The organism is Nocardia sp. GCM10030253, from assembly GCF_042675075.1.
Classification (GTDB): domain Bacteria; phylum Actinomycetota; class Actinomycetes; order Mycobacteriales; family Mycobacteriaceae; genus Nocardia.
Map to the genome: position 1 here is coordinate 34916 of NZ_JBHTDL010000017.1, position 12805 is coordinate 47720.

Here is a 12805-nt window from a genome sequence, read left to right on the forward strand (position 1 = left end):
GAGGATTCAGCGAAGATGCGGCAAACCGCCGTCGTCGCGAGCTGGCCTTCGCTGGATCGAGAGACCGGCGCGGTGGCTACTGGCGGGTTAACAGCACGCCGGTTTGGCCTGGACCCCGCCGTGTTGCAAGGGTTCTATGGTGCAGGCGAGCGCCGCTGCGACGGAAGGGAGGGATGCATGATGCTGACCATTGCACAGTTGCGTGCCGTGCTGGCGATTCTGCGTATCGATCCTGCGGAGATCGGCGCGCAGGACGGTGGCAGGGGTTTTCCGGGGCCGGTCTCGGAACGCTCCCTGCTGGTCGGGCTGCTGTATCGCGCGGTCAGCGGTGAGCTGCGGCGGGTGCTCACAACGAGCATGACCGAGGACGAGGTCGCGCACACCGCCGCCATGAGCACCCGGCCGGTGAATGGCGAGAATGCCTGCGAGCAAGCGGGTTTCGACGCGCGCTGGCTGCGCGATCGAATCGATGCGCTGGCCGCGGAGACGACGGTCGACCCCGCGCCGATTCTGCTCGATGCGGCGGCTCGGTCGGCCGACGCCACCGAGGCGCTGCTGTCGCTGAGCCGCAACCCGGGCGACGGCGATGCCGAATCCCGATGGCTGCAGGCCCTCGACGATCTCGGGCAGGCCTACCACCTGATCAACGACGAATACGTGGAGCGTTCGAACGCGACGACGGCTCCGCTGCGCTGAATGGTTCGCCGCGGTAGGAGTCAGCGGACCGGGAAGTCGAAGTAGGTCTGCGGGAACGGCTCGTCTCTCAGGGTGAAATGCCACCATTCCTCGGGGAGGTTCTTGAACCCGTGTTCGTCCATCAGATTCGTCAACAGCGTGCGCACTGCCCGCTGGGTGCCGCCGACGGCCGGGTTCGCGGTATGTGCGGCGGGATCGAAGCAGTCGTAGCCGGTACCGAAGTCGAGGATATTGTCGTGGAACCGCTGATTCGTCGGTAGGAAGCATTCGCGCAGCGGATCACCGTCGCGATACTGCTCAGGTTCGGCGGCGGGGAGCGCGACGATGGCGAGATCCAGTGTGCTGCCGCGACTGTGCCCCGACTTCTCGGCAATGTAGCCGTCTCGGAACAGGTTCGCCTTGTCCACCGCGGGGTAGAACTCGGTCTTCATCTTCACATCGCCGAGATCTCGTGCCCAGGCGACGAAGTGGTCGACGGCACGTTGCGGGCGGTAACAGTCGTAGGTCTTCAGCGTGAGGTTCATCGGGCGTAACTCCTGCTGAACCTGCGCGATGGCCGATGCCGCCTGCTTGGTGAGCAGGCACTTGGGCGCTTCGTATCCGGCGACTCGCGTGCCGAGGAAGTTGTGCTGCCCGAAATAGCGGGCCTCGACGAGGATCGTCGGATCCACATCGGTGATGGAAACGAACGCTTCCGCACCAGGCGTCGGTGCCTCGGGGCTGTTTTCGCACGCCGCGATCGCTACCGCCAGCACGCAAGCCAGCATCAGTGAGCCGAGCCGCCGCAACGGTCTCACCGCTCGCCGGCGTGCAGGAAATCCCCGGCGCCACTGCGGGTGACGTCGTAGCCGAGCAGGCGTTCGGCCTCCTCGATGCCGCCCTGCAAGTCGCCGACGGCGTTCATCTTCGACAGGTCCAACCCGATCGTCACCAATGTCAACGCGATCTCCGAGGATAGGCCGGTGATGATCACGCTGGCACCCATCAACCCCGATGCTTCGACCGTCTGCACGAGATGGTTGGCGACGGTGGAGTCGATCGTCGGCACACCGGTGATGTCGATGACGACGACCTTCGCCCGGTTGTGGCGAATGGCGCCGAGTAGCTGTTCGGTGAGCTGACGGGCCCGTTGCCCGTCGAGCACACCGATGATCGGCAGGATCAGCAATTGCTCACGCACCTGGAGCACGGGGGTCGACAGCTCCCGGATCGCTTCCTGCTGTTGGCGGATGATGCGCTCGCGCTCTTGCACGAAGGAGACACCGACGGTGTTGGCGATCCGGTTCGCGGCCGGTTCGTAGGCGTCGAGTACTTGGTTGAGCAGATCGAAGTCGCCCTGGTACTTCTCGAACAGCGAGCGCGCGAGCACATCGCGCAGCAGCAGCACGATACCCAGCACCTCATCGGTTTCCACGCCACGGGGAATGATGCGTTCGGACAGGTCGCGTGCGTAGTCCTGCAACGCTTCCACAGAACCGGTCTCGAGCACCGCGACATAGTTGTCGTACACCGACGTCGCCTCGGAGAACATCTCATCGGGTGTCATCGCGGTCAGCAGCTGCGCCTCGGTGATTCGGCGCGCCCATTCCTCCCGCAACACCGTACGGTTCTGCCGCAGGTGCTCCACCAGTTCGGAGAGCAGGCCCTCATTCGATCCGGTGGAGATCGTCGCGATGCTTCCGTCTAGTAACACCTTGGGCAACACCGTCTCCGATCCCGACACGGGTGGCTTACACCCGACAGCAGCCAGCGCACCCACGGCGTCCGCGGACCTATGCCGACTGGCAGGCGAAAGCCTATACCCAGAGCTGGTTAGTTGCTGGTCTCTGCCGATGCCCGGGAATTTCGGACGGCCGAACTGCGGCGTTACCGACTCTGCCTGATCGGCCGGACCTATGCGGTCGTCACAACCTCGTCATAGGCGAGCCGAGGCGAGCGTGGGAACCACGCGTTCGGGCCGGGCTTACTCGGGCCTGCGGCCAGTCCGGCGGCTCGGATGCCCAAGATGCAGTAGCCGACCTGGATCAGGGCGTTGAACCGGGCCGACTCCGCGCGGTAGTCGTCGTCGGTGAAGGTGTTCGCGGTGCGAGCCTCGCGGAACAGCAGGTTCTGGGCTTCGGCAGCCAGCGCGAGGTAGGTGGTGGGCGCAACGGTGCTCATGGGTATCTCCTCAGTTGTCGACGCGCTCGGTCTCGCGCGCTTGGCGAGCGAATTGGTAACTGGCCACGACCAGACGCCAGGCGATATTCAGTTCGTCGGTATCGCGCGGCCCGTAGACCATCACCAACGTCGCGGGCAGGAATCGTTGCCGTGCCATCGGATGCAGCTCGGCCCAGCCGCGGGTGATCGCCTCGGCGACAACATCGGTGGGCAGACACATATGCAGGCTGCCGTCGGACGGCCCGTGCAGGTGCGCGAATTCGGTGCCGACCAGAAACGCCTCGGCGGGGCCGTTGGCGTCACCCGGTCGCAGATGCAGGGCGCGCGTATCCGACAGGGAAACGCCGCTGCGGCCGACAATCACGCCCGGCAGGGTGATCATGCGGGACCACAGGGTCTCCTGCAGGACGGTCGGCGCGGTCTGGCTGAGCTGCTGGTGTGGATTGTGTGCTCGCGTGAGAGGCGGGTTCCCGGATCGCGGAGGTAGCCCCGGCCGGTTGTGCACTGTCGTCGTCATCACTGTGCTCCCTTGGGTTTTCGCTCACTCGCAATGTGTGCGCGGCTGCTGGGAAACACAGTACTTTCCAAAGTATAGTAGTTACCAAGAGGAAAGTGGCTCGACTGGAGGATCGATGACTACTGTGCCCCGTGCGGCGGCGAACGCGACGGTGGATCCGTGTCCGATCACGCCGGTGATCGATCTCGTCTTCGGGCGATGGTCGACACAGGTGCTGTGGGTGCTTACCCATGACGGCCGACTGCGCTTCACCGAACTACAGCAGCGCATTCCGGGCCTGACGCCGAAAGTGCTGACTCAGCGTCTGCGTCAGCTCGAACGCGACGGCTTGGTCGCGCGCACCTACTACGCCGAGGTGCCGCCGCGGGTGGAGTACGCGGCGACCCCGCTGGCAGCGACGCTGGCTCCGGTGTTCGGCAGCATCGTGGACTGGTCGGGCGAGCATCTCGCCGAGGTGCTCGCCGCCCGCGCCGCCTACGACGCGGGCGGCTGAGCACACCGGACGTTCTGTTGCAGGTCAGCTCTCTACCCGCGCCGCGGCGAGTTCGAGTAGATGCCCGGCCAATTCGCGCGGCATGGTGATCATGCAGTCATGCCCGGTCGGGAGCACGTAGATGCGCTCCGCGGGAAAGTCCGCGGGCGGGAAGGTGCGCGGCAGACCTGCCGCACGCATCTGCTTGAAGTCCTCGCCGCCCTCGCTGCAATGGACATGGGTCACCGGTATCTTCGCCAGTTCGTCCGGGTTGCGCAGTCGCATCGGCTGTTGAAATGTCCTGAGCGACTGGGCCGTCTGCATCGAGGCCACCCAGCTGAGGTCGGGTTCGTCCGTGACGCCGTACAGGCCGCCGTCGCCCATGGGGGTGGTCTGCGGCGGAACCCGCCAGCCCTCGCCCGTCGCGGCGGCCGCGGCGACGAATGCCTCGACCATGCCGGGCATGATGTCGGCGACCGCTTCGCCGTCGCGGGGGACGAAGGTGTCGATATAGACCAGTTCGGCGATCCGGTCCGCTACCGCATCCGCCACCGCGGTGACGACGATGCCCGCGTAGCTGTGTCCGACCAGGATGATGTCGGTCAGGTCGTCGGACACGATGAGCTCGACCAGGTCCTGCACGTGGGTGTCGAGTCCGACCTCCGGGGTCAGCAGCTCGGCTCGGTCGCCGAGCCCGACCAGTGACGGCGCCTGCACGGTATGGCCCGCGGCCTCCAGCAACGGCGTCACCCGCTGCCAGCACCAGCCGCCGTGGAAGGCTCCATGGATGAGCAGATAGGTCGACACTATTGGTTCTCCCTGAGTTTCGTTGGAGCAGGGTAGGTTTCGGCGATATGTGCCGTCGGCGGCACGTGTTCTGGTCGGATGCCGAGTCCGATGATCCGGGCCACTACGTGTGGCAGACCAGGAACACGCCGCAGCAACCGGACCAGTAGTGGCTTGTCGGTGCCCGGCCGCCCTGCGTTCGGGTAGAGATCCGACAGCAGCCGTAGCTGCGCGAACTGCACTACCCGCATGGGGAATTGGCGTCTGCGCTGAATCTCGCGAAGCTCGGCGACGGTAGGGCGCCTGCCCGCTGTCAGCGTCGGCGCCAGTATTCGCGCGGCGGCGACGGCGTCCTGTACGGCGAGATTGATGCCGACTCCGCCGGCGGGTGACATCGCGTGCGCGGCGTCGCCGATCGCGACCAGACCGGGGCGGTACCAGCGGCGCAACCGGTCGACCCGGACATCGAGCGGTTTGATGTCGTCCCAGCTGTGGATCTCCGCATCGAGGTGCGCGGTGAGACTCGGATAGATCGCGGCGAGTTCGGTCCGGAATGCACCGAGCCCAGCGGACTTGATCGTGCCGAAGCCGCCTTTCGGAATCATGTACGCGACCTGGAGATAGTCGCCGCGGTCGATGCAGACGATGAAGAAGCCGTTGCCGCTGCGCACCGTCGGCAGCCGGTCGCCGTCGGGTTTGCCTACCCGGAACCACAGCACGTCCATCGGCGCTACCCCTGCCGCGACCTCGAGCAGGCCGGAGCCGCGTGCGAGGGAATTGCGCCCGTCGGCGGCGATGACAAGGTTGCACCGAACCTCGAACTGCTCGTCCGGAGTATGCGCGCGGACGCCGACCACCACGCCGTCCTGTTGGATCAGGTCGGTCACCTCGGCCTCTTGCAGCAGCCGGAAGCCCGGATATCGGCGGCCCGCGTCGGCGAGGAAGTTCAGCACGTCCCACTGCGGCATGAACGCGACGAACGGGAAACGTCCCGGCAGTTTACGGAAGTCGGCGAAGATCACCGGCCCCATCGCGGTGGCCATCGGCAGCTGCGGCAGCTCGACATGTGGCAGCGCGAGAAACTCGTCGGCCAGTCCCAGCTCATCCATCGCCCGCAGCGTCGAGGGATGGACGGTGTCGCCTCGGAAGTCGCGCAGAAAGTCTGGATGCTTCTCCAGCACAAGAACATTCACGCCGGACCTGGCCAGCAGGAGTCCGGCCATCAGTCCGGCGGGCCCGCCGCCGACGACACAGACTTCGACAGGATCGATCGTCACGCCGGGCATATCGGCGCCCTTCCGTCGCGGCGGAGAGCGGGGCGGGCGGTGGCAACGTGGCGACTCATCCGGGACCGCCGAATGCGCTGGTATTCATAGCGTTTGCTCCCTCCGCGGAAATGGTGGTGTACCGGCGACGATGGAGCCCAAGCATGGTCAGAAGTCCTCGAGCACCGCTCGAGCCGCCGAGTCGAGGGGGTCTCGAGTCGGCGGGCGTAGGCTGTCGGAAATGATCCGCGGTGACCCGCCACGAATGCGTGAACGGTCAGTCCTCACCGGCGCGCGATCATTCGACGATTGCGAAACGGGGGTCCAGCTCCGGATAGAGTCGACCGTTGATCCGCTGTAACAGCTGGTCCGATGTTCCGCATTCCAAGGATCCCGAGCGCATAGAAATTGTCGTCGGCGGATCTGATTCTTCGACAATTTCTATGCGGTCGACAGAAGTACATCGGGTGCGGATGTCGGGTGATCGGCATGCCAGGATGTGGCACGCGTGAATTGGGTGAATGACTAGGCGGGCGTCGCCGAGGCTGCCTGTCCGGCAGGCGAATGGAAGCCGATGAGATAGCCCGCATGCTTGCGTTCGAGCATCATGCCGACCCGTTCGTCCGAGGCGGCGAGGATGTCCTGGTGCAGCTTCTGCAGTTTCATACAGGGGTCGAGCCCGAGCTCGTGCTGCATTGCCTTGCAGAACTGCTGGTAGGAGCTGAGCGCGAGGTGTCGCTGACCCGAACGACTCAGCGCGAACATGTAATACGCCTGTAGCCGCTCGTCCAGCGGGTGTTGCATGGTCAATCGGGCCAGGTCGGGACACAGCTCGCGGTGGCGGCCCAACCGGAGTTCCGCTTCGATCCGTAGCTCGATATTGGTCAGACGCAGGTGATCCAGGTGCGAGATCTCGGCCGCCAGCGGCATGCCGGCCTCCACGTCTACCAGCGCGGGGCCGGTCCAGCAGGCCTCCGCGGCGAGGAACAGATCGACGGCGCGGTGATCGTCGCCTGCCTTGGCGGCGACCCGAGCGGCATCCGACATCGAGCGATAATTGCGCAGGTCGAAAACACAATCCTTCACCTCGAACGAATACCCCTTGCTTCGGGTGCACAGAAATCGTTCCGCGACTTCGGCCTGTCCGATGTCGAGTTGCTCCGCCATCTTCTTGCGAATTCCGAGCACGTAGGTCTGGATGATGGCGACCGCACTGCGCGGCGGATCGTCGCTCCATAGTTCTTCGATCAGCGTGCTGACCGGAACTACTGTCGAATGTCTGACCAGTAACAATGCCAAGAGTTGCCGCTGCTTTTGGGCTGTGGGCGTTGCGTTGCGATTGTTCAGAGCAAGCGTCAACGGACCTAACACGCGAGCGCATACTGGATACTTCACCGAGCTCTCCCTACGGGCGTATTCCCCCCGACCGACGTGAGGTCTTCGAAATCCCACCTCGCTGTAGGTAGGGTCAACACTATCGAGGATGCCGTATCGAGTCGATGAAACTTGAGTAATATCCGAGTAAACTCGCCACACATGTCGACTGAATTTCCCTACGGGACAAGGAGATTGAGAGCCTTTCGGGTGGGGTATGTCGGGTACGGAGGGCAACGACTCGTCGAACCTGCTCTGGCGCAACGTGACCGGTGTCGGCCGCCGCCACCGCCATGATCATTCGTGCGGTTCGGCCGCGGGCTGTGGTGGGGAAGGGCGGCGGGTCCACATGCCGAGGATGGGCTCGACAACGCGGGCGGCGATCGGGCCGATCACCGCCATGATCAGCACGTAAGTCGTGGCCATTGCGGCGAACTCGCCGGGGACGGCGCCCGCCGCGACGGCCAGTCCCGCGATCACGATGGAGAACTCGCCATGCGCCACCAGCGCGGTGCCCGCGCGGGCTCGGCCGTAGCGGGATGCCCCGGCCTGTTTGGCGGCCCACCAGCCGGTCGCCAGTTTGGTGGCGGTGGTGATTACCGCCAGTAGGCAGGCCCAGCCCAGTACCGGTGGGATGCTCGCCGGATCGGTGGTCAGGCCGAAGAGTACGAAGAACATCGCCGCGAACAGATCGCGCAGCGGCTCCATGATCTTCGTCGCGTTGTGCGCGGTCGAATCGGAGATCGCGATACCGAGCAGGAACGCGCCGACCGCCGCGGAAACCTGTACCGCTGATGCGAAACCGGCCACCAGCAGTGCGGCGCCCAGGAGCTTGAGCAGGAAGATCTCGCGGTCTTCGCTGGCCACGACCGCGGAGACGTGCTTGCCGTAACGCAATGCGACCACGAGTACCACGGTGACGGCGAGCAATGCGATGCCAAGAGTTTTCAGTCCGGCGAGCAGCCCGACACCGGCCAGCACCGCGGTCAACACCGGCAGATAACCGGCCATGACGAGATCCTCGAACACCAGGATCGACAGGATCACCGGCGTCTCCCGGTTACCGAGTCGACCGAGGTCGTTCAGTACCTTGGCGACGATCCCCGAGGAGGAGATATAGGTGACTCCTGCCATCGCGATCGCTCCGGTGACACCCCAACCCAGACCGAGGGCGACCAGTACGCCGGGCGTCGCGTTGAGCGCGATGTCGAGCAGTCCGGCCTGCCAGGATCTTCGCATTCCGGTAACCAGTTCCGGCGCACTGTATTCCAGGCCGAGCATGAGCAGTAGCAACACCACCCCGATCTCGCTGGCGAGGTGGATGAACTCGTCGACATTGCTCAGGGCGATGAACCCGCCATTGCCGAAGACCAGCCCGCCGATGAGATACAAAGGGATCGGCGACATTCCGATGCGAGCGGCGATCCGTCCGAGTAGACCGAGGCCAAAAAATACCGCGCCCAGCTGGATCAGCGAGAGCGCGGTTCCTTCGAACACCATGGATCAGCCGTTGCTTAGGATCTCGGCGGCGGCGTCCAGGCCGTCCGCGGTACCGACGATCACCAGTAGATCACCCGACGCGAACATGAATTCCGGGCCTGGTGAGGCAATCACTTGCCCGGCACGCATCACCGCGACAATGGACGCTTTCGTCCGCGTACGCATCTCGGTCTCGCTGAGCATTCGTGCGTCGTACGGTGAACCGCGCAGGATCGGGAACTGGCGCGTGTTGATCCCTTCCAGTTCTCGATGCTCGGCGCGCAACCGCGCGACCAATTGCGGCGCCCCCAAAAGGTTCGCCAACGCCGCCGCCTCATTCGCCGACAAGTGGAGCTGATCGGTGACATCCGGGTTGTCGGCCTTACTCAGAATCAGGTCGATCGTGCCATCCCGGCGGTCGATGACGCCGATCCTGCGATGCCCGCTCTTGATCGAAAAGTCCTTACGCACACCGATTCCCGGCAATGGCGTCACCTCAACGTTCACCCCCCGAGCCTACCTTCGCCCGCCCCGGCCGCACCCTTAGGGTGGGCGATTTGTCCGTTTAGCCTACCTTGGATCCGACTCGTAGCAGGCGAAACGTCGTTTCATTGGCCGCTTTCGCGATATCGAGGCGCCGGGCAGTGCGCAGCGAGCGCCGGACGAGTTCGGAACGGATTCGGTTTTTGCTCCGCGGTGCGTCGATCCGGTCGGGTGCTGTTCGTGTGGTTACCGAAGACCGTGCGGAGCGCCTTGACCAGTGACTGGTCATGGATTACTCGTCAGGCAGCGGAATCAATTCGAAGTGTTCGGATGCCACGGCTTTTTTGCCGGTGCCGGCGACCAGGTTTACGCCACCACGGTGTGCGACCAGCCACTTGCCGCACACGCAGCGTAGGTAGCGGACCGAGTGGTGCGACGACACGTGCATCGGGGAGGACCAGGAGCACGACGGGCAGGCGGCGGACATGGGCGCTAAGCCTGGGTAACGAGCGAGAGGATAGCAACGACCACGGCGGCGTGGCGGCCGAATCGTTTCCGAACATCCACTCGTGCGCACGTCTTGCGGGTGCGGGTCTGCCGTGTTCGGTCCGGCACCGCGCCAGCCTGCTATCTTGAACGTCGTTCAAGTTGATAGCGAAGGATGTCGTCGTGGCAGGTGTCGAGAACTCTCGGGAGTCGAGGGTCGGTATGTCCGCGCGGGACATGGCGCAGATCGCCGTGTTCGCGGCGCTGATCGCGGCCCTGGGTCTGCCTGGCGCCATCACGGTCGGATTCAGCGGCGTGCCGATTACGGTGCAGACCCTCGGTGTCATTCTGGCCGGGGCGGTGCTCGGGGCGCGCAAGGGTACGGCGGCGGTGGTGGTCTTCCTCGCACTGACGATGATCGGTTTGCCGCTGCTCTCCGGTGGCCGCACCGGATTGACGGCGCTGGCGGGGCCCAGTGCCGGGTACCTCATCGGCTGGATTCCCGCGGCGCTTTTCATCGGCCTGCTGACCGCCCGGATTCTGCCGAAGTATCCGCTCGTACTCGGTCTGCTGGTGAACGCGGTCGGTGGGATTCTGATCATCTACGTTTTCGGCACCATCGGGCTGCTGCTGCGCACCGATCTGGGCTTCCGGCACTCGATCACCACCAATTTCGCGTTCATTCCTGGTGACCTGCTGAAGGTGGTCGTAGCTACCGTCGTCGCCAAGGGAGTGCACCGTGCGTACCCCGGTCTGATCCGTGCATAGTCCCGAACTCGGCGGCGTGGACGATCAGCCCGCCATCGACGTCGACGGCCGCACCTACACCTACCAGCAACTCGACGTTGCGATCGAGCAGTGGATCGACCGACAGGGGCCGCACGCGGCGGTCTACGACGCATCGACGCTCGCGGTTGCGGACGCTTTGATCTGCGTCTGTGCCGCGGCGCGCCGGGGCGTGCCGGTGATCGTAGAGAACCCCGAGGCGCGCGCCGACCGCCCGAGCGTTCCGCCGACGGCGTTTCTACTCGTGACAACCTCGGGCTCGACCGGCCGCCCACGACCACTCGCCCGGACCGCCGCGTCTTGGTTCGACAGTTTCCCCGCGTTCACCACGATCACCGGCATCGAGGCAACCGACCGCGTACTGATCACCGGCCCACTACACGCGACGATGCATCTGTTCGGCGCGCTGCATGCACTGTGGCGCGGTGCGTGCGTGACCGACGACCCATCGCAGGCGACCGTGGTGCACGCCGTGCCGGCCATACTGCGTGCGGTGGTGCGCAGTGCGACGAATCTGCGTACAGCGATCGTCGCGGGCATCGCCCTCGACGACGGCGCTACGGCGGCGGCGGACGGCATTGAGCTCATCGAGTACTACGGATCCGCGGAAGTCTCCCTCGTCGCGGCCCGCAGGGTTCCCGAGCCGCTTCGACTGCTGGACGGCGTGGATGCCGAGGTGCGCGGCGGGCTGCTCTACGTCCGTTCGCCCTACCGCGTGCTCGGCGCGCCGGAGTGGTTCGGCGTCGGCGATCTCGCGGAGCTGGGGGACAACCGCGAGCTCACCGTGCGGGGCAGGGGCGAGTCGGCGATCAACGTCGGCGGCACGACCGTGGTCGCCGAGGATGTCGAGCGCATCCTGGAGACGATCGACGGTGTCACCGCCGCGGCCGTCGTCGGATCGCCGCATGCGGTGTTCGGTGAAACCGTCACGGCCGCTGTACAACTCGACGGCGTGGCCGGAATCGACGAGGTCAGGTCGCGAGCACGCGGAGTACTGACGAAGGAGGCCATGCCGCGGCGCTGGGTGCCGCTGCAGGCACTGCCGCGGACCGCCGGCGGCAAACTCGCCCGGGGGCGGCTGAAAGACTTGCTGACATGAATCATGTCCCCGTGCTGGTTGCGCCGCGTCGGACACCGATCGGAAATGCCGGGCACGGATTCGCGGACCTCACCACCACCGACCTGGCCGCCCCCGTGCTGCGCGACGTGCTGTCCTCGCTGCGTGGCGCGGGCATCGACACCGAGGTGGACGATGTCGTCCTCGGCAACTGCCTCGGGCCGGGCGGTGATCCGGCGCGGATCGCGGCATTGCGGGCCGGTGTGGGCGTGCACGTTCCTGGTGTCACCGTCGACCGTCAGTGCGGCTCCGGCTTGGATGCGGTCATGCAGGCGGCGTTGCGGGTGCGCAGTGGCGCGGACGAACTCATTCTGGCCGGCGGCGTCGAATCGGCAAGCACCGCGCCGTGGCGGTTCTGGCCGCCGGTCTCCGGCGCCGATCCCGTGCGATACACCCGCGCTCCCTTTGCGCCGCAAGGCTTTCCCGATCCCGATATGGGTGTGGCCGCCGACGATCTCGCGCGTGTCCGTGGCATCAGCCGGGAACGGCAGGATGCCTATGCTGCGCGCTCGCACACCCTCGCCGCCGCGGCCGACTTTTCCTCGGAGATTGTGCCGATCGGCGATGTGCACCGCGACGAGCGCATCCGTGCGGGCATGACCGAGGCCCGGCTTGCACGACTGCGCCCCAGCTTCGGCGTCGGCGGAACGGCGACAGCTGGTAACTCGTGCGGCATCTCCGACGGCGCCGCGGTGGTGGCGGTCACCAGCGAGTCGCTGGCCGCGGGGCTGCCCGCGTTGCGGATACTCGGGTCCGCGGTCGCCGGGTCCGATCCAGCGTTCCCCGGCCTCGGGCCCGTACCCGCGATTCGGAAACTGCTGCGCCGCACCGGATTCGATGCGGCCGACCTGGGCGTCATCGAGATCACCGAGGCTTTCGCGTCGGTGGTTCTTGCGGTGTCGGACGAATTGGGATTGGACGAATCCACGATCTGCCCGCAGGGCGGTGCGATCGCGATGGGTCATCCGTGGGGAGCGTCCGGCGCTATCTTGCTGGTGCGGTTGGCAAGTCAAATGCTGCGCGACAGCGGACCCACACTCGGCCTCGCGGCATGTGCCATCGGAGGCGGGCAGGGCATCGCGATGCTCGTGGAGCGTGTGTCGTGAGGGAGCTTCGGCGAGTGAACCATCGGTGCAGTGCGTTCTCGCGCACGGCGGAGCTGAGCGTCAGTGGGGCGGAGTTGT

The 12805-nt window shown here is 65.6% G+C and carries 14 protein-coding genes; 5 read left to right on the plus strand and 9 right to left on the minus strand.

Features of this window, described 5'->3' with window-relative positions:
• Positions 1 to 177: 177 nt before the first annotated feature.
• On the plus strand, positions 178 to 696 hold the full coding sequence (locus ACFQZZ_RS32980; RefSeq protein WP_378688710.1) for a hypothetical protein: 519 nt from the start codon (positions 178 to 180) through the stop codon (positions 694 to 696).
• 20 nt (positions 697 to 716) lie between these two features.
• Here ACFQZZ_RS32980 and ACFQZZ_RS32985 read toward each other — a convergent pair whose 3' ends face one another.
• The 4 genes from ACFQZZ_RS32985 to ACFQZZ_RS33000 all read right to left on the minus strand — a co-directional run bounded on the left by ACFQZZ_RS32985 (position 717) and on the right by ACFQZZ_RS33000 (position 3373).
• Positions 717 to 1493 carry a M15 family metallopeptidase gene (locus ACFQZZ_RS32985; RefSeq protein WP_378688713.1) on the minus strand — a complete coding sequence of 259 codons (777 nt, stop codon included), beginning with the start codon at positions 1491 to 1493 and terminating at the stop codon, positions 717 to 719.
• Positions 1490 to 2398: an STAS domain-containing protein gene (locus tag ACFQZZ_RS32990; RefSeq protein ID WP_378688716.1), complete on the minus strand. Its 909-nt coding sequence runs from the start codon at positions 2396 to 2398 to the stop codon at positions 1490 to 1492. The genes ACFQZZ_RS32985 and ACFQZZ_RS32990 overlap by 4 nt, the downstream gene beginning before the upstream one ends.
• 191 nt (positions 2399 to 2589) lie before the next feature.
• The gene (locus tag ACFQZZ_RS32995) at positions 2590 to 2856 is read right to left on the minus strand and encodes a hypothetical protein (RefSeq protein ID WP_378688719.1); all 267 of its coding nucleotides are present in this window, start codon (positions 2854 to 2856) and stop codon (positions 2590 to 2592) included.
• Positions 2857 to 2866: 10 nt separating this feature from the next.
• A complete protein-coding gene (locus ACFQZZ_RS33000) occupies positions 2867 to 3373 on the minus strand; it encodes a luciferase family protein (RefSeq protein WP_378688722.1) in 507 nt (168 codons plus the stop codon).
• A gap of 115 nt (positions 3374 to 3488) precedes the next feature.
• Between ACFQZZ_RS33000 and ACFQZZ_RS33005 the strand changes: the two genes are divergently transcribed.
• Positions 3489 to 3866, plus strand: coding sequence for a winged helix-turn-helix transcriptional regulator (locus ACFQZZ_RS33005; RefSeq protein WP_378688725.1), 378 nt, complete (start codon positions 3489 to 3491; stop codon positions 3864 to 3866).
• Positions 3867 to 3890: 24 nt separating this feature from the next.
• Here the strand turns inward: ACFQZZ_RS33005 and ACFQZZ_RS33010 are convergent, their stop codons facing one another.
• The 5 genes from ACFQZZ_RS33010 to ACFQZZ_RS33030 form a co-directional block, all read right to left on the minus strand.
• Entirely contained in the window at positions 3891 to 4652 is a 762-nt protein-coding gene (locus ACFQZZ_RS33010; protein WP_378688728.1) for an alpha/beta fold hydrolase, read from the minus strand.
• Positions 4652 to 5908: an FAD-dependent oxidoreductase gene (locus tag ACFQZZ_RS33015; protein ID WP_378688731.1), complete on the minus strand. Its 1257-nt coding sequence runs from the start codon at positions 5906 to 5908 to the stop codon at positions 4652 to 4654. Before ACFQZZ_RS33015 ends, ACFQZZ_RS33010 begins: the two co-directional genes overlap by 1 nt.
• Before the next feature lie 513 nt (positions 5909 to 6421).
• Complete coding sequence (locus ACFQZZ_RS33020; RefSeq protein ID WP_378688808.1) at positions 6422 to 7432, minus strand: BTAD domain-containing putative transcriptional regulator; 1011 nt, start codon at positions 7430 to 7432, stop codon at positions 6422 to 6424.
• Positions 7433 to 7567: 135 nt separating this feature from the next.
• Positions 7568 to 8770, minus strand: coding sequence for a cation:proton antiporter (locus ACFQZZ_RS33025; RefSeq protein WP_378688734.1), 1203 nt, complete (start codon positions 8768 to 8770; stop codon positions 7568 to 7570).
• 3 nt (positions 8771 to 8773) lie between these two features.
• Positions 8774 to 9256, minus strand: coding sequence for a cation:proton antiporter regulatory subunit (locus ACFQZZ_RS33030; protein WP_378688737.1), 483 nt, complete (start codon positions 9254 to 9256; stop codon positions 8774 to 8776).
• A gap of 645 nt (positions 9257 to 9901) precedes the next feature.
• On the opposite strand from ACFQZZ_RS33030, the gene ACFQZZ_RS33035 reads away from it, so the two are divergent.
• The 3 genes from ACFQZZ_RS33035 to ACFQZZ_RS33045 are packed head-to-tail and all read left to right on the plus strand — an operon-like array spanning position 9902 to position 12727.
• The gene (locus ACFQZZ_RS33035; protein WP_378688740.1) at positions 9902 to 10486 is read left to right on the plus strand and encodes a biotin transporter BioY; all 585 of its coding nucleotides are present in this window, start codon (positions 9902 to 9904) and stop codon (positions 10484 to 10486) included.
• Entirely contained in the window at positions 10479 to 11603 is a 1125-nt protein-coding gene (locus ACFQZZ_RS33040) for a class I adenylate-forming enzyme family protein (RefSeq protein ID WP_378688743.1), read from the plus strand. Before ACFQZZ_RS33035 ends, ACFQZZ_RS33040 begins: the two co-directional genes overlap by 8 nt.
• Complete coding sequence (locus ACFQZZ_RS33045; RefSeq protein WP_378688746.1) at positions 11600 to 12727, plus strand: thiolase family protein; 1128 nt, start codon at positions 11600 to 11602, stop codon at positions 12725 to 12727. The genes ACFQZZ_RS33040 and ACFQZZ_RS33045 overlap by 4 nt, the downstream gene beginning before the upstream one ends.
• Positions 12728 to 12805: the final 78 nt, after the last annotated feature.

Bases quoted from the DNA above. Each gene is read 5' to 3' on its own strand.
- ACFQZZ_RS32980 (WP_378688710.1), top strand. From the start codon at position 178: ATGATGCTGACCATTGCACAGTTGCGTGCCGTGCTGGCGATTCTGCGT.
- ACFQZZ_RS32995 (WP_378688719.1), bottom strand. From the start codon at position 2,856: ATGAGCACCGTTGCGCCCACCACCTACCTCGCGCTGGCTGCCGAAGCC.
- ACFQZZ_RS33000 (WP_378688722.1), bottom strand. From the start codon at position 3,373: ATGACGACGACAGTGCACAACCGGCCGGGGCTACCTCCGCGATCCGGG.
- ACFQZZ_RS33005 (WP_378688725.1), top strand. From the start codon at position 3,489: ATGACTACTGTGCCCCGTGCGGCGGCGAACGCGACGGTGGATCCGTGT.
- ACFQZZ_RS33025 (WP_378688734.1), bottom strand. From the start codon at position 8,770: ATGGTGTTCGAAGGAACCGCGCTCTCGCTGATCCAGCTGGGCGCGGTA.
- ACFQZZ_RS33045 (WP_378688746.1), top strand. From the start codon at position 11,600: ATGAATCATGTCCCCGTGCTGGTTGCGCCGCGTCGGACACCGATCGGA.